At 51.9% G+C, this 21,736-nt stretch carries 18 protein-coding genes; 12 read left to right on the forward strand and 6 right to left on the reverse strand.

Translation table 11 applies throughout. The annotated features are described in order from the left end of the window. The first annotated feature begins 98 nt into the window (after window positions 1-98). Window positions 99-311 carry a 50S ribosomal protein L31 gene (rpmE, locus tag ABD035_RS15615; RefSeq protein ID WP_212714548.1) on the forward strand — a complete coding sequence of 71 codons (213 nt, stop codon included), beginning with the start codon at window positions 99-101 and terminating at the stop codon, window positions 309-311. Between the two features lie 111 nt (window positions 312-422). Here rpmE and metJ read toward each other — a convergent pair whose 3' ends face one another. Next, the gene (gene metJ, locus ABD035_RS15620) at window positions 423-740 is read right to left on the reverse strand and encodes a met regulon transcriptional regulator MetJ (RefSeq protein WP_025902375.1); all 318 of its coding nucleotides are present in this window, start codon (window positions 738-740) and stop codon (window positions 423-425) included. A 261-nt stretch (window positions 741-1,001) separates the two neighbouring features. Between metJ and metB the strand changes: the two genes are divergently transcribed. From metB to metF, 3 genes are all read left to right on the forward strand, one after another. Beyond that, entirely contained in the window at window positions 1,002-2,165 is a 1,164-nt protein-coding gene (gene metB / locus ABD035_RS15625) for a cystathionine gamma-synthase (RefSeq protein WP_343871079.1), read from the forward strand. A gap of 2 nt (window positions 2,166-2,167) precedes the next feature. Further along, window positions 2,168-4,603, forward strand: a complete 2,436-nt coding sequence (locus ABD035_RS15630) for a bifunctional aspartate kinase/homoserine dehydrogenase II (protein ID WP_343871081.1) — start codon at window positions 2,168-2,170, stop codon at window positions 4,601-4,603. A gap of 220 nt (window positions 4,604-4,823) precedes the next feature. Continuing rightward, window positions 4,824-5,723 (forward strand): methylenetetrahydrofolate reductase, encoded by a 900-nt coding sequence (metF, locus tag ABD035_RS15635; protein WP_343871083.1) that lies wholly within the window; start codon window positions 4,824-4,826, stop codon window positions 5,721-5,723. A 492-nt stretch (window positions 5,724-6,215) separates the two neighbouring features. Here the strand turns inward: metF and ppc are convergent, their stop codons facing one another. Both ppc and argE read right to left on the reverse strand, forming a co-directional pair. After that, complete coding sequence (gene ppc / locus ABD035_RS15640; RefSeq protein WP_343871084.1) at window positions 6,216-8,867, reverse strand: phosphoenolpyruvate carboxylase; 2,652 nt, start codon at window positions 8,865-8,867, stop codon at window positions 6,216-6,218. A gap of 229 nt (window positions 8,868-9,096) precedes the next feature. Further along, window positions 9,097-10,245 (reverse strand): acetylornithine deacetylase, encoded by a 1,149-nt coding sequence (gene argE / locus ABD035_RS15645; protein ID WP_343871085.1) that lies wholly within the window; start codon window positions 10,243-10,245, stop codon window positions 9,097-9,099. A gap of 167 nt (window positions 10,246-10,412) precedes the next feature. Here argE and argC point away from each other — a divergent pair, with 167 nt between their 5' ends. From argC to argH, 4 genes are all read left to right on the forward strand, one after another. Further along, the gene (argC, locus tag ABD035_RS15650) at window positions 10,413-11,417 is read left to right on the forward strand and encodes an N-acetyl-gamma-glutamyl-phosphate reductase (RefSeq protein ID WP_343871086.1); all 1,005 of its coding nucleotides are present in this window, start codon (window positions 10,413-10,415) and stop codon (window positions 11,415-11,417) included. 15 nt (window positions 11,418-11,432) lie between these two features. Next, complete coding sequence (argB, locus tag ABD035_RS15655) at window positions 11,433-12,209, forward strand: acetylglutamate kinase (protein WP_212714555.1); 777 nt, start codon at window positions 11,433-11,435, stop codon at window positions 12,207-12,209. 28 nt (window positions 12,210-12,237) lie between these two features. After that, window positions 12,238-13,449, forward strand: a complete 1,212-nt coding sequence (locus ABD035_RS15660) for an argininosuccinate synthase (protein ID WP_212714556.1) — start codon at window positions 12,238-12,240, stop codon at window positions 13,447-13,449. A gap of 81 nt (window positions 13,450-13,530) precedes the next feature. Then, window positions 13,531-14,904: an argininosuccinate lyase gene (argH, locus tag ABD035_RS15665; protein WP_343871087.1), complete on the forward strand. Its 1,374-nt coding sequence runs from the start codon at window positions 13,531-13,533 to the stop codon at window positions 14,902-14,904. 79 nt (window positions 14,905-14,983) lie between these two features. Here the strand turns inward: argH and ABD035_RS15670 are convergent, their stop codons facing one another. Continuing rightward, window positions 14,984-15,718, reverse strand: a complete 735-nt coding sequence (locus ABD035_RS15670; protein WP_029991696.1) for a redoxin family protein — start codon at window positions 15,716-15,718, stop codon at window positions 14,984-14,986. A gap of 146 nt (window positions 15,719-15,864) precedes the next feature. Between ABD035_RS15670 and oxyR the strand changes: the two genes are divergently transcribed. Beyond that, complete coding sequence (gene oxyR, locus ABD035_RS15675; RefSeq protein ID WP_212714558.1) at window positions 15,865-16,770, forward strand: DNA-binding transcriptional regulator OxyR; 906 nt, start codon at window positions 15,865-15,867, stop codon at window positions 16,768-16,770. Here the strand turns inward: oxyR and sthA are convergent. Continuing rightward, on the reverse strand, window positions 16,762-18,162 hold the full coding sequence (sthA, locus tag ABD035_RS15680; protein ID WP_212714559.1) for a Si-specific NAD(P)(+) transhydrogenase: 1,401 nt from the start codon (window positions 18,160-18,162) through the stop codon (window positions 16,762-16,764). The genes oxyR and sthA overlap by 9 nt on opposite strands. A 194-nt stretch (window positions 18,163-18,356) precedes the next feature. Here sthA and fabR point away from each other — a divergent pair, with 194 nt between their 5' ends. After that, the gene (gene fabR / locus ABD035_RS15685) at window positions 18,357-19,001 is read left to right on the forward strand and encodes an HTH-type transcriptional repressor FabR (RefSeq protein ID WP_212714570.1); all 645 of its coding nucleotides are present in this window, start codon (window positions 18,357-18,359) and stop codon (window positions 18,999-19,001) included. 16 nt (window positions 19,002-19,017) lie between these two features. Then, complete coding sequence (locus ABD035_RS15690; protein WP_212714560.1) at window positions 19,018-19,362, forward strand: YijD family membrane protein; 345 nt, start codon at window positions 19,018-19,020, stop codon at window positions 19,360-19,362. Window positions 19,363-19,394: 32 nt separating this feature from the next. On the opposite strand, the gene trmA is transcribed toward ABD035_RS15690, so the two are convergent. Then, a complete protein-coding gene (trmA, locus tag ABD035_RS15695) occupies window positions 19,395-20,498 on the reverse strand; it encodes a tRNA (uridine(54)-C5)-methyltransferase TrmA (protein WP_212714561.1) in 1,104 nt (367 codons plus the stop codon). Between the two features lie 204 nt (window positions 20,499-20,702). Between trmA and murI the strand changes: the two genes are divergently transcribed. After that, entirely contained in the window at window positions 20,703-21,554 is an 852-nt protein-coding gene (murI, locus tag ABD035_RS15700) for a glutamate racemase (RefSeq protein WP_343871089.1), read from the forward strand. Window positions 21,555-21,736: the final 182 nt, after the last annotated feature.

The following is a 21,736-nucleotide window of genomic DNA, read 5'->3' on the forward strand; positions in this document are numbered from 1 at the left end:
GACAGGGAACTAAAAAAAACATTCTTTTTAACCGCGTGTGGTGCTGTGCAGGTTCGCCTGGCACGGAGAGCGACACGGCCTTCTACTGAGGTTCTCCCATGAAAAAAGGTATTCACCCGGAATACAACGCTGTAACCATTACCTGTTCTTGCGGTAACGTTATCAACACTCATTCTACTGTCGGTCACGATGTAAACCTGGACGTTTGTGGTAAATGCCATCCGTTCTATACTGGTAAGCAGCGTGTTGTTGATACCGGTGGTCGTGTTGAGCGTTTCAACAAGCGTTTCAGCATTCCTGGTTCAAAATAAGTTTCTGACAGACGAGTCTGACGATTCGGATGTAAAAAAACCCGGCAGTGCCGGGTTTTTTTTAACCTTTTTTCGTGGCGAAATACCCGTTGTGGGGGAACTCGCCCGGCATCAGTATTCCCACTTGTCCGGATCGATACCCATTTCACGCATAATAACTTTTGCCACTTCCGGGATCTCATCACTGCGTTCTTTCCGCAAATCATTGTCATCCGGTAACGGTTGGCCGGTAAATGCATGCAAAAAAGCCTCACACAACAGCTCACTGTTGGTGGCATGGCGCAGGTTATTTACCTGACGACGGGTCCGCTCATCAGTCAAAATTTTAAGAACTTTCAGAGGGATAGAGACAGTAATTTTTTTTACCTGCTCGCTTTTTTTGCCATGCTCAGCATAAGGGCTGATATATTCGGCATTCCATTCAGCCATGGGGTACCTTAATTAATAAAAAGTTAACTTGCCGGGATTCAGCTTATTATGCCAGATATCTCGTTTGTTTTTGTCTTTGCGGGTAAATGCTCGTCCGGAATGTGACAATTGTAGCGGAATCTGGCCGCCCGGCCTAATTTTAGCGTTTCCGCGACTGTTGCTCAATCTACACCCATAGACATTTGGAAGTCTAGATGTATTGACGTCTAATTTGCAGGTGGTATTCTGTGGCCACATTCTCTCTTTCAGTGAAAATACGCCATGACGACACATAAGCAAGCGACCATTGCCGTACGCAGCGGATTAAATGATGATGAGCAGTATGGTTGTGTAGTCCCCCCCATCCACCTTTCCACGACCTATAATTTTACTGACTTTAATCAGCCAAGAACCCATGACTATTCACGTCGGGGTAATCCGTCGCGTGATGTCGTCCAGAATGCGCTGGCCGAACTGGAAGGAGGCGCCGGGGCGGTCATGACGAACACCGGTATGTCCGCCATTTTACTGGTAACCACCGTTTTTCTGAAGCCCGGTGATTTGCTGGTGGCTCCCCATGACTGTTATGGCGGCAGCTACCGTCTGTTAGACAGTCTGCACAAGCGCGGTGCTTTCCGGGTAATGTTCATTGACCAGGGCGATGCACAGGCACTGGCCGCCGCGATGGCCGAAGGCCCGAAACTGGTGCTGATTGAGACGCCGAGTAACCCGTTATTAAGGGTGGTGGATATCAAAGCTATCAGCCGTGCAGCGAAAGCGGCGGGAGCGATTACCGTCGCCGATAATACCTTTATGAGCCCGGTCCTTCAGAGCCCGCTGGAACTGGGTGTGGATGTCGTTCTGCATTCCTGTACCAAATATCTGAACGGCCATTCGGATGTGGTCGCCGGAACGGTTATTGCAAAAGATCCGGAACTGGTGACGGAACTGGCCTGGTGGGCCAATAATATCGGCGTAACCGGCTCAGCATTTGACAGTTATTTGCTGTTACGCGGGCTACGGACACTCGGTCCCCGTATGGCTGCGGCACAACGGAATGCGCTGGCGATTGTTGAGGCATTAAAAAAACAGCCTCTGGTCAAAAAACTTTATCATCCTTCCTTACCGGAAAATGCCGGTCATGACATCGCGAAACGCCAGCAACGTGGATTTGGTGCGATGCTCAGCTTTGAGCTGGAGGGAGATGAACAGACAGTACGTACTTTTCTGAAAGCGCTGAAACTCTTTACGCTCGCCGAGTCTCTCGGAGGCGTGGAAAGCCTGATTTCTCATACGGCAACCATGACACATGCAGGAATGTCGGCAGAGGCGAGAGCAGCGGCAGGAATTTCTGATACATTATTGCGTGTCTCTGTAGGCATTGAAGACCATGAAGATTTAGTCGCCGATCTGGAAAATGCGTTCCGGGTGGCAGGCAGGGGGTAAGAATGACGATTTCATCAGACTGTGTGGCGTCCGAAGTGAGACAACTGCATAAATTCGGCGGCAGCAGCCTGGCGGATGCAAAATGCTATCAGCGTGCTGCTGATATTATGGCTGAATACAGCAAGCCCGGTGATTTGATGGTGGTGTCTGCCGCAGGCAGTACGACCAATCAGCTGATTAGCTGGCTGCAGCTCAGCCAGACGGATCGGTTATCAGCACACCAGGTACAGCAGAATTTGCGCCGCTTCCAGACAGGGCTGATGAACAGTCTCTTACCCGCCGCAGTGGCTGAACCGCTGGTTCAGGAATTTATTCGCGATCTTGAACGACTGGCCGTATTGCTGGATGGGGCGATCACGGATGCTGTGTATGCTGAAGTGGTAGGTCACGGTGAAATCTGGTCAGCGCGGCTGATGTCCGCAGTATTAACACAGCAGGATCTTCAGGCTGGCTGGCTGGATGCGCGCGAATTCTTATCTGCAGAACGCTCTGCTCAGCCGGAAGTTAAGGAAGCAGAATCACGGCAGTTATTGTTACAGCGGCTGACCGGCTGTGGCGGACAACGGGTGGTGATCACCGGCTTTATCGCCCGCAACCAGGCCGGTGAAACAGTCCTGCTGGGACGTAACGGCTCTGACTATTCGGCCACGCAAATCGGTGCGCTGGCAGGCGTCAGTAAAGTGACCATCTGGAGTGATGTTGCCGGGGTATACAGTGCTGACCCACGTAAGGTCTCTGATGCCTGCCTGTTACCGTTACTGAGGCTTGATGAAGCCAGCGAGCTGGCCAGGCTGGCCGCACCGGTGCTGCATACCCGCACACTGCAACCGGTGTCGGGCAGTGATATCGAACTGGAGTTACGTTGCAGCTATCAGCCAGATCTGGGGTCGACGCGGATTGAAAGGGTACTGGCATCTGGAACCGGTGCCAGGATCGTGACCAGCCATGACGATGTTTGTCTGATTGAAATTGAAATCCCTAAACAACATGATTTTGTGGCCTTAAAGAAGGACGTCGAATTACAACTCGCACGTGCTCAGCTACGTCCGCTGGCCACCGGGGTACATTCGGATCGCTATTTACTGCAACTCTGTTATACCGCCGAAGTGGTCGACAGTGCGCTGGCATTGCTGCAGGGAAGTGGTTTACCGTTAGGTGTTCGCTTACGCGATGGGCTGGCGCTGGTGGCAATGGTGGGCGCTGGCGTCACGCGTAATCCGCTGCATGCGCACCGTTTCTGGCAACAGATCAAAGACCAGCCGGTAGAGTTTGTCTGGCAATCCGAACAGAATATCAGCCTGGTGGCCGTATTGCGTTCGGGGCCGACGCAGCTCGTGATCCAGGGACTGCATCAGTCGCTATTCCGCGCCGAAAAACGCATTGGACTCATTTTATTAGGCAAAGGGAATATCGGGTCTCGCTGGCTGGAATTATTCGCAAAGGAGCAGGAGAACCTCTCTGATCGCAGCGGATTCGAATTTGTTCTGGCGGGTGTCGCGGATAGCCGGAAAAGCCTGCTGGACTATGAAGGGCTGGATACCAGCCGCGTACTGAACGTGTTCGATGACGAAGCGGAATACCGGGATCAGGAATCGCTTTTTTTATGGATGCGTGACCATCCGTTTGATGATCTGGTCGTGCTGGATGTGACTGCCGAGGGCAATATTGCCGATCAATATCCGGACTTTGCCAGTTATGGTTTTCATATCATCAGTGCTAATAAGATGGCAGGGTCATCCGACGGTGCTCACTGGCGCCAGATCAGGGATGCATTCAGCCGCACCGGACGCCACTGGTTGTATAACGCGACCGTCGGGGCCGGTTTACCGATTAACTACACCGTGCGTGATTTACGGGATAGCGGAGATTCTATTCTCTCTATCAGCGGTATTTTCTCCGGCACGTTGTCATGGTTATTCCTGCAATATGATGGCTCTGTTCCCTTTACCGACCTGGTGGACCAGGCATGGCAGCAAGGGCTTACCGAGCCGGACCCCCGGGTTGATCTCTCGGGTCTGGATGTGATGCGTAAGCTGGTGATCCTGGCGCGTGAAGCCGGCTACGACATAGAACCTCATCAGGTCCGTGTGGAATCGCTGGTCCCGGAAAACTGTACCGATGAATCGGTGGATCATTTCTTTGAGAATGCAGATGCGCTGAATGATCAGATGCTGCAGCGTTATGAAGCCGCGAAAGAGGCGGGTCTGGTTCTGCGTTATGTGGCACGTTTTGATGCCAGTGGTAAGGCCAAAGTGGGGGTGGAGGCTGTCAGGCCGGAGCACCCGCTGGCGTCCCTGTTACCCTGCGATAATGTCTTTGCAATTGAAAGTCGCTGGTACCGGGATAATCCGCTGATTATCCGCGGCCCGGGCGCCGGACGGGATGTTACTGCGGGAGCCATTCAGTCGGACCTCAACCGGCTGGCACAACTCTTGTAGATTTTTTCTCAGGCAGAGTTTTCTCTGCCTTTTTTCTGCCTGCCTCATTCTCTCAGTTGCCCTGTAAGCAGCCCCCCTCCTGTTGTATGAATTTTTATCACAGTGACATGCTGATAATTCAGTTGACCCTTTGGCCGTAATTCGTCATTTTGAACATCTGGACGTCTAAACGTGTAGACGTTTAATAAATCATAACAGATGCGATCGACGAGGTAACAGGATGAGTTTCTTTCATGCCAATCAGCACGAGGCGCTTAATCAGAGCCTTTCAGAGTTAAACGGGCGTATTAATGTTTCTTTTGAGTTTTTCCCGCCGCGTACTCAGGATATGGAAGACATTCTGTGGAGCTCCATTGATCGCTTAAGCAGTCTGAAACCGAAATTCGTGTCTGTCACTTACGGGGCGAATTCCGGGGAACGTGATCGTACCCATAGTATTATCAAAGGGATTAAAGAGCGTACCGGGCTGGAAGCGGCTCCGCATCTGACCTGTATTGATGCTAACCGCGATGAGCTTCGCAGCATTGCTCAGGATTACTGGGACAACGGGATCCGCCATATTGTGGCACTGCGGGGTGACTTCCCGAATGGTGTCGGTAAACCGGATATGTATGCGGCGGATCTGGTGACATTACTGAAAGACGTCGGTGACTTTGATATTTCCGTGGCGGCTTACCCCGAAGTGCATCCTGAAGCAAAAAGCGCTCAGGCCGACCTGTTGAGTCTGAAACGCAAAGTAGATGCGGGCGCAGACCGTGCGATCACCCAGTTCTTTTTTGATGTTGAGAGCTACTTACGTTTCCGTGACCGTTGCGCGGCAACCGGGATTGATGTGGAGATTGTGCCGGGCATTCTGCCTGTCAGTAACTTTAAGCAGTTACAACGCTTTGCGACTCTGACCAATGTTCGCGTACCCAACTGGATGAACACCATGTTTGAAGGGCTGGATAATGACCCGGAGACCCGTAAACTGGTCGGGGCAAATATCGCCATGGATATGGTGAAAATCCTCTCCCGGGAAGGCGTGAAGGATTTCCATTTCTACACGCTGAACCGGGCAGAAATGAGCTATGCCATCTGCCACACCCTCGGAGTCCGCCCGCAAATTGCGGCGGTGTGATGACAACATCCCGTCGGGGATCACGCGAATAGCAGAAAAAGCACCCGCCGGGTGATGTCAGTCAGTTAAGCGTTTTAATGAACATAACTTCATGATAATGCACAGAAGGTAAATGAAGGAATCAGGGCTTTACTCCTTTTTTGCTTCACCAGAGGCCCGGATTTTCGGGCCTTACTTTTTTTAATGAGCGCTGTTAACCCGGCGGGTGCTTTTTCTGTTGCGATCCTCTGAAGGAGTCCGTGGCTGTCCGGGTCCGCAGGCTATGACCCTATACCTCAGTCTGAGTCCAGGCAAAAATCGGGAATGTAATAACCTCTCCGCGATAAAGGACCTTCAGGATTTTTAATGGCATTGTCTGCCGGCAGGGTTTTACCGGGCCTTTACCCTTCTGTGCCCGTCGGGAATCCGGTAAATGCCGGTCACGTGGTCTTCCCCTGCAAATAAAAAAGGCCACCGGGGTGGCCTTTCAGGGACTCCGCAGGATATCGCGGTTTAGCCGGTGTTACGCATACCGGCGGCAATACCGGCAATCGTGACCATCAGTGCCTGTTCGACTTCCGGTGCTGTCACCTCTCCGGCAGCCTCACAGGCCCGGGAGCGGGAAAGCAACTCAGCCTGTAAGACGTTAAGCGGGTCAGTGTAGACATTCCGCAGTGCAATAGATTCTGCAATCCATGGCTGATCGGCCATCAGATGGGCATCATTAGATATCGCCAGCACGGTGTTAATGTCGTCGGCCAGTTGAGCCCGTAACTGTTCGCCCAGACCCCAGAGTGAAGGATCGACCAGACGCTGGTCATAATATTCCGCTAACCAGAGGTCAGCTTTCGCAAATACCATTTCCAGCATGCCGATACGGGTCGAAAAGAACGGCCAGTCATGGCACATCGTTTCCAGTACTTTCTGTTGCCCGGCAGAGATCGTTTTTTGCAGTGCCGCCCCGGCGCCAAGCCAGGCAGGTAACATTAACCGGTTCTGGGTCCAGGCAAAGATCCACGGGATGGCACGTAAAGATTCCACGCCCCCGGCAGGGCGGCGTTTCGCCGGACGGGACCCCAGAGGCAGTTTCCCCAGCTCCTGTTCTGGCGTTGCAGAACGGAAATACGGAACGAAATCCGCATGCTCACGAACATAGCCGCGGTACATGTCGCAGGAGTCCGCGGAGAGCTGATCCATAATCCTTTGCCATTCCGGTTTTGGCTCCGGCGGTGGCAGCAGGTTAGCCTCAAGGATTGCGCCGGTATACAGCGACAGGCTGGCAATGGTCACTTCCGGCAGGCCGAACTTAAAGCGGATCATCTCACCCTGTTCAGTCACGCGTAACCCGCCCTTCAGGCTGCCCGGAGGCTGTGATAACAGCGCAGCATGTGCCGGTGCGCCGCCACGGCCAATCGAGCCGCCACGGCCATGGAACAGTGTCAGGGCAATACCGGCCTTCTCACAGGTCTTGATCAGAGCATCCTGGGCCTGATATTGCGCCCAGCTGGCGGCCATGACACCGGCATCTTTGGCGGAGTCGGAATAGCCGATCATCACCATCTGTTTGCCCTGGATAAAGCCGCGATACCAGTCAATGTTCAGTAACTGTGTCATGACATCATTGGCATTATTCAGGTCATCAAGGGTTTCAAACAGCGGGGCGACCGGCATGGCATAACGGATGCCGGCTTCTTTCAGTAGCAGGTGAACCGCCAGCACGTCGGACGGTGTTTTCGCCATAGAAATCACATAGGCTGCGATTGAGCCCTGGGGGACTTCGGCAACCACCCGGCAGGTCTCCAGCACCTCACGTGTATCCGGTCCCGGTTCCCACTGCTGCGGCAGAAGCGGCCGTTTAGAGTTCAGTTCGCGGATAAGGAAAGCCTGCTTATCGGCTTCTGACCAGCTCTCATAATCGCCCAGCCCCAGATAGCGGGTAATTTCTGCCAGCGCCTCGGTATGGCGGGTACTCTCCTGGCGCACATCAATACGCACCAGCGGGACGCCAAAGCATTTAATCCGGCGCAGGGTATCCAGCAACTGACCATTGGCAATAATCCCCATGCCGCACTGTTTTAAGGACTGGTAAATGGCGAATAACGGGTCCCATAACTGCTCATTGGCAATCAGCAGGTCGGCGGGACGGGACGGACGTTCGCCTTTCAGGCGTCTTTCCAGGTAAGTCTGGGTTGTGGTCAGTTGGGTACGAAGACGTTTCAGTATAACGCGATACGGTTCCAGAGCCTCCGGATCGCCACACAATTCACGGACCTCATCGGTACAGACCGACATCGAAAGCTCAGAGATAAGGACGCCGATATCGCGCAGGAATAAATCGGCGGCTTTCCAGCGACTCAGCTGGATGACATGACGGGTCACCGGCGCGGTGACATTCGGGTTACCGTCACGATCCCCGCCCATCCAGGAGGTGAATTTTACCGGCACAAAATCGACCGGCAGGGTAATCCCGAAGGTTTCTTCGGCCTGCTCATTCAGTTCGCGCAGAAACGCAGGTACACCTTCCCACAGACTGTTTTCAACGACAGCAAACCCCCATTTGGCTTCATCAACCGGCGTGGGCCTGATCTTACGAATTTCATCCGTATGCCAGGCCTGTGCCACTAGCTGACGTAAGCGCCGCATGACGGTATTACGTTCGTAGTTGGTCAGATCACTATGATCGAGTTGTTTCAGGCAGCTATTCACTTCAACCAGTTTATGGATAAGCGTACGACGGGTGATCTCCGTCGGGTGAGCAGTGAGTACCAGCTCTATCGAAAGCGACTCGATAGCTTTCAGAATATCGCTGCGGGTCAGAGTGTTATTTTGTTTTAACCGTTCGAATTCCTGTTTCAGAAGTTCGGGGTTGTTGGCGCCCTGGGCCTGCAGAGAGATGGTCTGGTACTGTTCAGCAACGTTAGTCAGATTAAGGAACTGGCTGAAGGCTCTGGCGACCGGTAATAATTCGTCATTAGATAAGTTTTGCAGGGTAGAAAGAAGTTCCTGACGGTCAGCCTCATTCCCTGCACGGGATGATTTGGAGAGTTTACGTATGGTTTCTACGCGTTCAAGAATGTTTTCCCCTAAGGCATCCTTTACGGTTTCCCCGAGCAGTTTACCGAGCATACTGACATTACTTCGCATTGCGGAATATTGTTCGTTCATGTGACCCTGAAACCCTCTGTCATATTTATCTGATTTTGTTACCAGTCCAGCATAACCCTGTCTTTTATCTAGCCATGTTACTGAGGATTCGTCAAATGGCTTCCATAGGGAAAGGTATAATGTAACTTACTGAATTTAATAAAATTTGATAGAGGGGTTCTTTGATAAGCTATTCTTATTAAAGAGAAAAGGGTGCCGGGGATTTAATCAATATCCCCGGTAATAAATTTTAATGACAGAAATGCTGCACAACGCGCTCGAGTAATTCGCGGGTCGGATTAATAAAGGCCGTATCGAGGTATTCATCAGGCTGATGCGCCTGCTCGATAGAACCGGGACCGAGCACCAGTGTCGGACAAAGCTCCTGAATAAAAGGCGCTTCGGTGCAATAGTTAACGATCTCTGTTTCGCGGCCCAGCAGTTTTTCGATAACTTTCACCAGTCCATGGTGACGGGGACATTCATACCCCGAGATGGGCGGATGCAGATCACTGACGGTGAGCCGGCCCGGCCAGCGTTCGCTCACCGGCGTCAGTGCTTCCATTAATAATCCGTGCAGGTCATCCAGCGCCAGTCCGGGCAGCGGACGGATATCCATATGCAATTCACAGCAGGCACAGATGCGGTTGGGAGCATCACCGCCGTTAACAGAACCGAAATTCATGGTCGGATAGGGGATGACGAAACCGTCATGATGATAACGTTCTTTCAGCGTATTACGCAGGCCGGTCAGATGCGTAATGGCATCATGCATCAGTTCAATCGCATTCACACCCCGGGCAGGATCGCTTGAATGGCCGGACTGTCCCTGAATACGGATAGCTTTGGAAAGGTGTCCCTTATGGGCACGTACCGGTTTCAGCGAGGTTGGCTCGCCGATAATGGCGCAATCAGGGCGCAGGTCGGTGGTACGGGCAAAATAGCTGGCACCGGCCATGGTGGTTTCTTCGTCTGCCGTCGCCAGAATATACAGCGGCTTCTTCAGGCGGGTGATATCAATATCGCGCAAGGTATCCAGGATAAAGGCAAAAAAGCCTTTCATATCCGCCGTCCCCAGACCATAGAGTTTGTTATCACGTTCTGTCAGTGTAAAGGGGTCCTGGGTCCAGCGACCGTCATCGAACGGTACGGTATCGGTATGCCCTGCCAGCATCAGCCCGCCGGTGCCGCTTCCGGCCCTGGCCAGCAGGTTAAATTTATTCCGTGTTTCCGGGACCGGCTGGACTTCGGTATGAAACCCCAGGTCACGGAACCAGCCCGCCAGTAAGTTGATCAGCCCTTCATTACTCTGATCTAAGGCGCTTTCTGTCGCACTGACAGAAGGCGTCGCAATTAACTGACGATAAAGCTCAATAAAAGGAGGTAATTTTGTCTTCACTGTTGACGGTCCTTGCGTTAGGATGTATCAATATTCATGCACTAATTATGAATAAAAATACATTATAGCCTTAAGCATGTGAACTTCTTTTGCTTACGAAGGCAACCCGGGGAGCGGGGCATACCCTGTCCTGAATCATAGACTTTACGTAAAAGGTACACAGCCTGATGTTGAAGACGCTGATTGTTGGTGCCAGTGGTTATGCTGGTGTTGAACTGGTCACTTACCTGAATCGCCATCCACACATAAACATAACCGGAATTGCGGTATCAGCGCAAAGTCCGGATGCGGGAAAATTGTTGTCCGATATTTACCCGCAACTGAAAGGTCGTGTGGATCTCCGGCTGCAGCCGCTCACCGATGTTGCCGCAGTGGCAAAAGAAGCGGATGTTGTGTTCCTGGCAACCGCGCATGAAGTCAGCCACGATTTAGCACCACAGTTTTTAGAACATGGCTGTGTGGTCCTGGATCTGTCAGGTGCCTGGCGGGTCAATAGTGCAGAGTTCTATACCCGCTACTACGGCTTTACCCATCAGTACCCTGAACTGCTGGCACAGGCGGCCTATGGTATGGCGGAATGGCAGGCAGAGCAGATTAAACAAACGAATCTGATTGCCGTGCCGGGTTGCTATCCGACAGCGTCGCAGCTGGCGATTAAACCGTTGCTGGCCGCCGGATTACTGAACACGAATCAGTGGCCGGTTATCAATGCAACCAGCGGTGTCAGCGGCTCCGGAAGGAAAGCCTCGCTGAATACCAGCTTTTGTGAAGTCAGCCTGCAACCCTACGGGCTGTTTTCGCACCGCCATCAGCCGGAAATTTCTGCACATCTGGGGACGCCGGTGGTCTTTACGCCGCAGCTGGGCAGCTTCCCGCGCGGTATTCTGGCCACGAGCACCTGTCGCCTGAAACCCGGAGTGACCGCAGAGCAGGTGGCGAAGGCTTTCCACGATGCCTATGATGATAAACCGCTGGTTCGCCTTTATGACTCCGGCGTGCCGGCCCTGAAATCCGTGATCGGCCTGCCTTTCTGCGATATCGGTTTTGCGGTCGACGGTGAACATGTCATTGTGGTGAGTGCGGAAGATAACCTGCTGAAAGGGGCTTCCTCGCACGCCGTACAGTGTATGAATATTCGTTTCGGTTATCCTGAAACGCTGTCTTTGCTTTAAATGCAGGTGTTTTCCATGACAAATCCATTAATTATTAAACTGGGCGGCGTACTGCTGGATAGCGAAGAAGCGCTGGGCAGATTATTTGATGCATTGCTGGCATACCGTCAGAGTCATCAGCGTCCCCTGGTGATTGTCCATGGCGGCGGTTGCCTGGTTGACGAACTGATGAAGAAACTGGCTCTGCCGGTCAGTAAGAAAAACGGATTACGGGTTACCCCGGCAGATCAGATAGACATCATTACCGGTGCTCTGGCGGGGACGGCCAATAAAACGTTACTGGCCTGGGCCAGAAAATACGGCATTAATGCGGTCGGCCTGTCACTGGGTGACGGCGGCATCGCGAATGTCGCGCAGTTTGATGAAGAGCTGGGCCATGTCGGTAAAGCGACGCCCGGTAATCCGGCACTGGTGAATACATTAACCGGCAGCGGTTATTTACCGATCATCAGTTCTATCGGGATCACCGACGACGGACTGTTGATGAATGTGAATGCTGACCAGGCCGCTACCGCGCTGGCTTCCACCTTAGGCGCAGATCTGGTACTGCTGTCTGATGTGAGCGGTATTCTCGACGGTAAAGGCCAGCGTATTGAAGAAATGACCGCTGAGAAGGCTGAGGCCTTAATCGCTCAGGGCATCATTACTGACGGTATGATTGTGAAAGTCCATGCGGCGCTGGATGCTGCAAGAACGCTGGGCCGGCCGGTGGATATTGCCAGCTGGCGGCATGCAGAGCAGTTACCTGACTTATTTAACGGCGTGTCCATCGGCACCCGGATTTTGGCTTAACGACAAAGACTGATTCAAGGATTAAACGATGCAAACTCAAGGTATTAAAAAAATCGTTCTGGCGTACTCCGGCGGACTGGACACTTCGGCGATCATTCCCTGGCTGAAAGAGAACTACGGCTGTGAAGTTGTCGCTTTTGTCGCTAACGTCGGTCAGGATCCGGAAGATCTGGTCGGTGTTGAAGGGAAAGCCCTGCAGTCAGGCGCCTCAGAATGTCATGTCGTTGATCTGCGTGAAGAGTTCATTAGTGATTATGTTTATCCGGTGCTGCAAACCGGCGCACTGTATGAGGGAACCTACCTGCTGGGAACCTCAATGGCACGTCCTATCATCGCTAAAGCTCAGGTTGAGCTGGCCCTGAAAGTGGGCGCGGATGCGGTATGTCATGGTGCTACCGGCAAAGGAAATGATCAGGTACGTTTCGAAAGCACCTATGCCGCACTGGCACCTCAGCTGAAAGTCGTTGCACCATGGCGTGAATGGGACCTGCGTTCACGTGAAGCCCTGCTGGCCTATCTGAAAGAGCGTAATATCCCGACCACAGCGACACTGGAAAAAATCTACAGCCGTGATGAGAATGCCTGGCATATCTCGACCGAAGGCGGCGTGCTGGAAAGCCCGTGGAATGCGTCGAACAAAGACTGCTGGGTCTGGACGACCGATCCACTGGAAGCTCCGGACCAGCCTGAACAAGTGACCGTGAGAGTTGAGAAAGGTCAGGTCGTTGCGGTTAACGGTGAAGCACTGACGCCTTTCGGTTGCCTGGAAAAACTGAATGTACTGGGTGCTAAACACGGTGTTGGCCGTATCGATATCGTCGAAAACCGTCTGGTGGGTATGAAATCCCGTGGATGTTATGAAACCCCCGGTGGCACCATTATGGTGAACGCTTTACGTGCCGTTGAACAGCTGGTACTGGATCGCGATAGCTACAAATGGCGTGAACAGCTGGGCCTGGAAATGTCATATGTTGTGTATGACGGACGCTGGTTTACGCCACTGCGTAAGTCGTTACAGGCTTCAGCAGAATCGCTGGCGGAAGAGGTTAACGGTGAAGTCGTGCTGCAGTTATACAAAGGCCAGGTCAGCGCAATTCAGAAGAAATCAGAAAACAGCCTGTATTCAGAAGAGTTTGCTACTTTCGGTGAAGATGAAGTTTATGATCACAGCCATGCCGGCGGCTTCATTCGTTTGTACTCACTGTCTTCACGTATCCGTGCACTGAAAGAACAGAAATAAGATTCCGGTCAGATAATCCGGAGCAGGGTAGCGGTATGGCTGCCCTGCAGTTCAGAATAACCCATTATAGGGAGCATCATTATGGCACTGTGGGGTGGACGTTTTACTCAGGCGGCAGACCAGCGGTTTAAACAATTTAACGACTCTCTGCGTTTTGACTACCGGCTGGCAGAACAGGACATCACCGGTTCAGTGGCCTGGTCTAAAGCGCTGGTGACGGTCGGCGTCCTGAGTAAGGAAGAACAGCAACAACTGGAACAGGCACTGCACACCCTGCTGAGCGAAGTTCGTGCGAACCCTGAGCAGATATTGCAAAGCGATGCCGAAGATATCCATAGCTGGGTCGAAGGTAAGCTTATCGACAAAGTCGGCGCTCTGGGTAAAAAACTGCATACCGGCCGCAGCCGTAACGACCAGGTAGCGACTGACCTGAAACTATGGTGTAAGCAACAGGTCAGCGAGCTTCTGAACGCCACCCGTGAGTTACAGCAGGCGCTGGTAGTGACTGCGGAGGCGAATCAGGATGCAGTCATGCCGGGGTATACCCATCTGCAACGTGCCCAGCCGGTCACTTTTGCTCACTGGTGTCTGGCCTATACCGAAATGCTGGCACGGGATGAAAGCCGGTTACAGGACGCGTTAAAGCGTCTGGATGTCAGCCCGCTGGGATGTGGTGCGCTGGCCGGAACCGCCTATGAGATCGATCGTGAACAGCTGGCCGGTTGGTTAGGTTTTGCGTCTGCGACACGTAACAGCCTGGATTCCGTTTCTGATCGTGACCATGTGCTGGAATTACTCTCGGATGCCTCCATCGGTATGGTGCATTTGTCCCGCTTTGCGGAAGACCTGATTTTCTTCAACTCCGGTGAAGCCGGCTTTGTTGAGCTGTCTGATAAAGTGACCTCAGGCTCTTCCCTGATGCCACAGAAAAAGAACCCGGATGCGCTGGAACTGATCCGCGGTAAATGTGGCCGTGTACAGGGCGCACTGACCGGGATGATGATGACCCTGAAAGGGTTACCCCTGGCCTATAACAAAGACATGCAGGAAGATAAAGAAGGGCTGTTCGATGCTCTGGACACCTGGCTGGATTGTCTGCATATGGCGGGGTTAGTACTGGAAGGCATTCAGGTGAAACGTCCGCGCTGCCAGGAAGCGGCAGAGCAGGGATATGCGAATTCCACCGAACTGGCTGATTATCTGGTGGCAAAAGGTGTCCCTTTCCGTGAAGCTCACCATATTGTGGGTGAAGCTGTTGTCGCGGCGATCCATAAAGGGGTGGCGCTGGAAGCCTTATCGCTGGAGGAACTTAAAGCCTTCAGTCCGGTGATTGACCAGGATGTTTACCCGATCCTGTCCTTACAGTCCTGCCTGGACAAACGTAATGCACAGGGTGGAGTGGCCCCGGCTCAGGTGGCCTCGGCCATCAGTGAGGCTAAAAAACGCCTGAGTTAAGTGACGGGTGAAATAAAAACAGCGGACCCGGGTCCGCTGTTTTTTTTATGTTTACGGGAGAGCGGCCGTCAGGCAGCCATTATCCGCGCAGGAAGTACTGCTCCAGATCATCGCTGCCACCGATGTGACGGCCACCGATAAAGACCTGAGGCACCGTTGCGCGACCGGTGACGGCTCGCAGGCTTACGGTGGTAGCATCCTGACCTAAAATAATCTCTTCATACTGGATCCCACGCTCCTGCAGCATCTGTTTTGCTTTGGCGCAGAACTGGCAACCCGGCTTAGTAAACAGAGACACAGACTCCTGCAGTTTCACATCCGGAGCCAGGTACTGCAGCATAGTATCAGCATCAGAGACTTCAAACGGGTCACCGGGTTTGTTAGGTTCAACAAACATTTTCTCGACTTTGCCGTCGCGAACCAGCATAGAGTAACGCCATGAGCGCGCTCCGAAGCCCAGGTCTTCTTTTTCGACCAGCATATCCATGCCACGGGTAAAGTCACCATTACCGTCCGGAATAAAGGTAATGTTTTCAGCGTGCTGATCGGCTTTCCATGCATTCATCACGAAGGTATCGTTGACGGAAATACACAGAATATCGTCAACGCCGTGCTGTGAGAATACACTGTACAGCTCGTTGTAGCGCGGCAGATGGCTGGACGAACATGTCGGGGTAAAAGCCCCCGGCAATGAGAATACGATGACCGTTTTGTTTTTGAACAAATCATCGGTGGTTACATTGACCCATTTGTCGCCCTGACGGGTGTGAAAGGTAACCTGGGGTACTGAACGACCTTCATAAGTCTCTGACATATCTTCTCCTGTCTGGTGTATTAACACACTCAATCATCGGTAATTTGAATCTGATACCATTATTATTACTTTCCTGCCTTGATAGGGCTAATCGTTGATTGCTATGCTATCTATCGCCATGAACTATCATGCGCCGGAGGAAATTAATGAATATTCGTGACCTTGAGTATCTGGTTTCACTGGCAGAACATCGCCATTTTCGTCGGGCTGCGGATGCCTGTCATGTCAGCCAGCCTACGCTGAGCGGTCAAATCCGTAAACTGGAAGATGAACTGGGCGTCATGCTGTTGGAACGTACCAGTCGCAAGGTACTCTTCACTCAGGCCGGTTTACTGCTGGTGGATCAGGCCCGTACTGTCCTGCGGGAAGTGAAAGTACTTAAGGAAATGGCCAGTCAGCAAGGCGAAACCATGTCCGGTCCTTTACATATCGGCCTCATTCCGACGGTCGGTCCGTATTTATTACCTCAGATCATCCCTATGTTGCATCAGACGTTCCCGAAACTGGAAATGTATCTGCATGAAGCACAGACACAACAGTTACTGGCGCAACTGGATAGCGGACAACTGGATTGTGCCATTATGGCACTGGTAAAAGAGACCGAAGCGTTTATCGAAGTGCCGTTATTTGATGAACCGATGAAACTGGCGGTCTATTCCGATCATCCCTGGCACCAGCGGGAAAGAGTCCCGATGTCTGAACTGGCCGGTGAGAAACTGCTGATGCTACAGGACGGACACTGTCTGAGAGATCAGGCGATGGGCTTCTGTTTTTCCGCCGGTGCGGATGAAGACACTCATTTCCGGGCCACCAGTCTGGAGACCTTACGGAATATGGTCGCTGCGGGCAGCGGTATCACTCTGATGCCTTCACTGGCTATCCCGAATGAAAGGGAGCGGGATGGCGTATGCTATATCCCTTGTGATAAGCCGGTTCCTCAGCGCACCATTGCACTGATCTATCGCCCGGGCTCGCCTCTGCGCAGTCGTTATGAACAACTGGCAGAGACAATCAGTGCACATATGCGTGATTCAGGGAGCCTGTCAAAATAGACGATTAAGGCCATTTAGCGCAGCAACGCGATAAGCTTCAGCCATGGTCGGGTAGTTAAAAGTGGTATTTACAAAGTACTCGAGTGTATTACCGCCATTTTTCTGCTCCATAATGGCCTGACCGATATGAATAATTTCTGCCGCGCGCTCACCGAAGCAATGGATACCCAGAATTTCTTTGGTATCGCGGTGGAAGAGTATTTTCAGGCTACCGATGTTCATGCCGACGATTTGAGCACGGGCGAGATGTTTAAACTGTGCCCGGCCGACTTCGTAAGGGATTTTCATGGCCGTTAACTGCTGTTCTGTTTTGCCGACAGAGCTGATTTCCGGAATGGTATAAATCCCGGTCGGAATATCTTCGATCAGATGGGCTGTCGCTTCTCCTTTCACAATCGCCTGTGCAGCAATCCTGCCCTGATCATAGGCCGCAGAAGCCAGGCTCGGATAGCCGATGACATCGCCGACCGCATAAATGTGGGGCTGTGCTGTCTGATACATACTGTTGACCTTCAGCAACCCGCGGCTATCGGCTTCCAGTCCGGCATTTTCCAGCGTCAGTGAGTCGGTGTTCCCTGTGCGTCCGTTAGCATAGAGCAGGCAATCGGCTTTCATCCGTTTACCGGACTTCAGCGATACAATGACACCATCATCATTGGCTTCCACTTTTTCAAATTCTTCGTTGTGGCGGATAACTACGCCGCTGTTCCAGAAATGATAAGAGAGTGAGTCTGACATTTCCTGATCCAGAAAGGCCAGTAAACGGTCACGGGTATTAATCAAATCAACTTTTACACCGAGACCGCGGAAAATAGACGCATACTCACAACCAATGACCCCGGCACCGTAAATGATGACATGGGAAGGTTCATGATGAAGATCGAGGATGGAATCTGAGTCGTAAATGCGCGGATGGGAAAAGTCTACGCTATCCGGATGATATGGACGCGAACCGCAAGCGATAACAAACTTAGCGGCAGTCAGTCGCTCGCAGGAACCATCAGGAAGGACAACCTCCAGCGTGTGATCATCAATAAAATGCGCATCGCCCTGATAGAGTTCACAGTGATTACGCTCATAGAACCCCTGACGCATATTGGTTTGCTGCTGAATAACATTTTCCGTGTGTTTCAGAATGTCTGCAAATGAGGAGCGCAGCAGGCGGGTGTGATCGCTATATAACGGGTTCTGGTTAAATTCAATGATTCTGCTGACCGCATGACGCAGTGCTTTTGACGGGATTGTGCCCCAATGGGTACAACCTCCCCCGATATTGTGAAAGCGCTCAATAACAGCAACCTTTGTACCTTGCTTCACCAGTCCCATGGCGGCACCTTCACCGCCGGGGCCGGAGCCAATCACAATCGCATCATAATCGTAAGGCTTTTGCATATTCACACGTCCTATGTTCTAAAACATTATAACAACGTAAATATAACATTTTGTTCAAATCACCTGAATGCCAATCGTGTTATTTCTTGTTTCAGGGGCTGATTTATAAGTTAACAGGCGTTCACAAAGTTTGCGCCACTGTACGCTGATAATTTTGATATAGTGCCAAAATGGAGTGTAAAAAGGCAGAGATGATGGGCGTCAGAGCACAGCAAAAAGAACGTACAAGACGTACTCTTATTGAAGCAGCGTTCAGTCAGTTAAGTGCGGAACGCAGCTTTACCAGTTTGAGTCTGCGTGAAGTTGCCCGTGAAGCCGGTATTGCACCGACATCCTTCTACCGGCACTTTAAGGATGTTGATGAGCTTGGCTTGACGATGGTCGATGAGAGCGGGCTCATGTTACGCCAGTTAATGCGCCAGGCCCGCCAGCGAATTGCCAAGGGTGGCAGCATCATCAAAACCTCCGTTTCTACCTTTATGGAATTTATCGGCAATAATCCGAATGCCTTTCGTTTATTACTGCGTGAGCGTTCCGGAACCTCGGCGGCTTTTCGTGCCGCTGTTGCGCGGGAGATTCAGCATTTTATTGCTGAGCTGGCCGACTACCTTGAATTAGAAAACCACATGCCCCGCAGTTTTACAGAAGCGCAGGCAGAAGCAATGGTGACGATTGTTTTTAGTGCCGGTGCCGAAGCGGTGGATGTGGATATTGAGCAGCGGCGCAAACTGGAAGAGCGTCTGGTCCTTCAGTTAAGAATGATTTCGAAAGGTGCCTATTACTGGTATCGTCGGGAACAAGAGCGATTGGCTTCAGCCACAGATAAATCAGAAGAGTAAACAAACAGGTAATATTATGACTGAGCAAAATCCTCGTGATAAAGGAACACTGATCTTAGCTTTTATCACCGGTTTATCCATCCATGGTACCTTCACCGCACTGTTTAGCAGTTATGTGCCGTTTTCATTTTTCCCGTTAATATCCCTGGGGCTGGCGGTCTGGTATCTGCATAAACGTTACCTGAATCGCAGTATGCCGGAAGGTATGCCTTCGCTCGCCGCGGGGTTCTTCTTTCTGGGGATCTTTTTGTACAGTGCTATCATTCGTGCGCAGTACCCGGAAATTGGCTCTAATTTCTTTCCGACACTGGTCATGGTTTGTCTGGTGTTCTGGATGTTCAGTCGCTTTCGCGGCCGTTAAACGAAAAACCCCGCCAGCGGCGGGGTCTTTAATCAGGCTTTACGCCGCAGCATGACACCGCATTCCATATGGTGGGTATAAGGAAACTGGTCAAACAGTGCCAGACGTTCTATCTGATGTGTCTCTGTTAACGTCTGCAGGTTATCGCACAGGGTTTCCGGATTACAGGAAATATACAGAATTGCCGGGTAGGCCTGAACCATCTTCAGTGTTTCCTGATCCAGTCCACTGCGTGGCGGGTCGACAAAGATGGTCTCGCACTCATAACTGCTCAGATCTATTCCTTCCAGACGATTAAATTGCCGCACGCCATTCATTGCCTGAGTGAACTCCTCGGCCGACATACGTACCACCTGAACATTGTCTATCTTATTTGCAGCAATATTATATTTTGCCGACTCTACCGAAGGCTTAGCGATTTCTGTGGCCAGTACCCGCCGGAAGTTCCTGGCCAGCGCCAGAGAGAAGTTACCATTGCCGCAATACAGCTCCAGCAGGTCACCCGTCGACTGACGTGTGACATCCAGTGCCCATTCCAGCATCTGTACATTAATGGCGGCATTGGGCTGGGTGAAGCTATTTTCTACCTGACGGTAGATCATCTCTTTGCCGTCGATGGTCAGCACTTCATCGATAGCGTCCTGGTCCAGGCAGATTTTGGTTTTTGTCGCACGGCCGATAAAGTGTACGTCTATTCCACTGGCGCGGAACTGATCCCGCAAGCGGGACATTTCGGTCTGCCAGATATCATCTAATTTACGATGGTAGAGCAGGGAGATAATAATTTTCCCGCTACAGGTGGACAGGTAGTCAATCTGGAACAGTTTATGGCGCAGGATTTTATTATCGCGTAGTGCCTCAATCATCAGCGGCATCATGGTGTTGATAAGTTCGCTGGCGGCAGGAAATGTCTCGACTTTTATTCTCTGCCGGGTCTGCTGATCAAAAATGATGTGGTACAGATCATCTTCCTGATGCCAGATACGGAATTCAGCGCGCATACGGTAATGGCTGACCGGTGAACGAAAGACTTGTGCCTCTGGTGCATTGAAGGGCGTCATCATCGTTGTCAGGCGATTTACCTTTTCCGCCAGCTGGTCGTCATAGTGTTCTACAGGAAGATGTTCCGGGGTCATGATTAATCCTGGTTGTTGGTCAGTAGGCGGCGATTGTAGGGATTCCGTCACTGATGTCCAGCCCGGGGTGTACCTCATCGGGCTGTCCGGTGTCGGTTTTCTGTCACCAGCCGATCCCCCGGCGGGCATCAAGACCACCCCTCCTGCCGCCGGGGATCGTGATAGAATAGCGGCTCCTGTTGGCTGATAACATTGAGACAGTATATGCCCAGAGATGTTCAGGAAGAGTTAGCTCCGTCATTTGCGACCCGCGGCCCGGGCGGGCGGCCCACCATATTAGTCTTCGACTCCGGAGTCGGCGGACTCTCGGTGTATGATGAAATCAGGCAGTTATTGCCTGAGGCACACTATATCTATGTATTCGATAATGCCGGTTTTCCCTACGGAGAAAAAACGGAACAATTTATTGTGCAGCGGATCACCGCTATTACCACAGCGATTACCCGCCAGTATCCGGTGTCTATTGCGGTCGTTGCCTGTAATACCGCAAGTACTGTCTCTTTGCCCGCGTTGCGGGAGGTGTTTGACTTTCCGGTCGTGGGAGTAGTGCCGGCGATTAAACCTGCAGCCCGTCTGACCCGTAACGGCGTTGTCGGGGTGCTGGCGACCCGCGGGACCGTCAAACGCAGTTATACGCAGCAATTAGTACAGCAGTTTGCTAAAGAGTGTCAGATAGAAATGCTGGGGTCATCAGAACTGGTATTACTGGCAGAAAGAAAGCTGCAAGGCGAGCCGGTGTCTTTACAGGAAATAAAAGACATTATCCAGTCATGGCTCGTTCTGCCGGAACCTCCTGACACGGTAGTACTGGGGTGTACGCACTTTCCTTTACTTAAAGCTGAGTTACAGGCTGTATTACCGGAAGGTACCCGGCTGGTGGATTCGGGCGCGGCCATCGCCAGAAGAACGGCCTGGCTACTGGAAAATGGCTCACCGGTGATCAATACCGTCTTACCGGATATCGCGTATTGCACGGAACTGACTCCCCGGGCTGAGCAATTATTACCCGTTCTACAGCGTTATGGGTTCATTTCGCTCGAAAAACTCGCACTTTGAGCGTTGTGCGAATAAAAAAACAACACTCAGCAATTTATTTGAAATAAACCCTTGTCAGAAAAAATTATCTCCCTATAATGCGCTCCCACTGACACGGCAAAGCGCTAAGCGCCACGGCGTGACAGGGACTGAAGCGATTCGGTCCGGGAGAAAAAATCACGAAATAGTGGTTGACTCCTGAG

This window comes from Tatumella terrea (assembly GCF_039523755.1).
In the GTDB taxonomy this organism is placed as follows: Bacteria; Pseudomonadota; Gammaproteobacteria; order Enterobacterales; family Enterobacteriaceae; genus Tatumella; species Tatumella terrea.

Excerpts from the sequence above, each read along its gene's own strand:
- argB (WP_212714555.1), top strand. The coding sequence starts at position 11,433 with ATGACAAATCCATTAATTATTAAACTGGGCGGCGTACTGCTGGATAGC.
- argC (WP_343871086.1), top strand. The coding sequence starts at position 10,413 with ATGTTGAAGACGCTGATTGTTGGTGCCAGTGGTTATGCTGGTGTTGAA.
- argH (WP_343871087.1), top strand. The coding sequence starts at position 13,531 with ATGGCACTGTGGGGTGGACGTTTTACTCAGGCGGCAGACCAGCGGTTT.
- oxyR (WP_212714558.1), top strand. The coding sequence starts at position 15,865 with ATGAATATTCGTGACCTTGAGTATCTGGTTTCACTGGCAGAACATCGC.
- metF (WP_343871083.1), top strand. The coding sequence starts at position 4,824 with ATGAGTTTCTTTCATGCCAATCAGCACGAGGCGCTTAATCAGAGCCTT.
- trmA (WP_212714561.1), bottom strand. The coding sequence starts at position 20,498 with ATGACCCCGGAACATCTTCCTGTAGAACACTATGACGACCAGCTGGCG.
- sthA (WP_212714559.1), bottom strand. The coding sequence starts at position 18,162 with ATGCAAAAGCCTTACGATTATGATGCGATTGTGATTGGCTCCGGCCCC.
- ABD035_RS15660 (WP_212714556.1), top strand. The coding sequence starts at position 12,238 with ATGCAAACTCAAGGTATTAAAAAAATCGTTCTGGCGTACTCCGGCGGA.
- ABD035_RS15670 (WP_029991696.1), bottom strand. The coding sequence starts at position 15,718 with ATGTCAGAGACTTATGAAGGTCGTTCAGTACCCCAGGTTACCTTTCAC.
- metJ (WP_025902375.1), bottom strand. The coding sequence starts at position 740 with ATGGCTGAATGGAATGCCGAATATATCAGCCCTTATGCTGAGCATGGC.
- metB (WP_343871079.1), top strand. The coding sequence starts at position 1,002 with ATGACGACACATAAGCAAGCGACCATTGCCGTACGCAGCGGATTAAAT.
- ABD035_RS15630 (WP_343871081.1), top strand. The coding sequence starts at position 2,168 with ATGACGATTTCATCAGACTGTGTGGCGTCCGAAGTGAGACAACTGCAT.
- ppc (WP_343871084.1), bottom strand. The coding sequence starts at position 8,867 with ATGAACGAACAATATTCCGCAATGCGAAGTAATGTCAGTATGCTCGGT.
- murI (WP_343871089.1), top strand. The coding sequence starts at position 20,703 with ATGCCCAGAGATGTTCAGGAAGAGTTAGCTCCGTCATTTGCGACCCGC.
- ABD035_RS15690 (WP_212714560.1), top strand. The coding sequence starts at position 19,018 with ATGACTGAGCAAAATCCTCGTGATAAAGGAACACTGATCTTAGCTTTT.
- rpmE (WP_212714548.1), top strand. The coding sequence starts at position 99 with ATGAAAAAAGGTATTCACCCGGAATACAACGCTGTAACCATTACCTGT.
- fabR (WP_212714570.1), top strand. The coding sequence starts at position 18,357 with ATGGGCGTCAGAGCACAGCAAAAAGAACGTACAAGACGTACTCTTATT.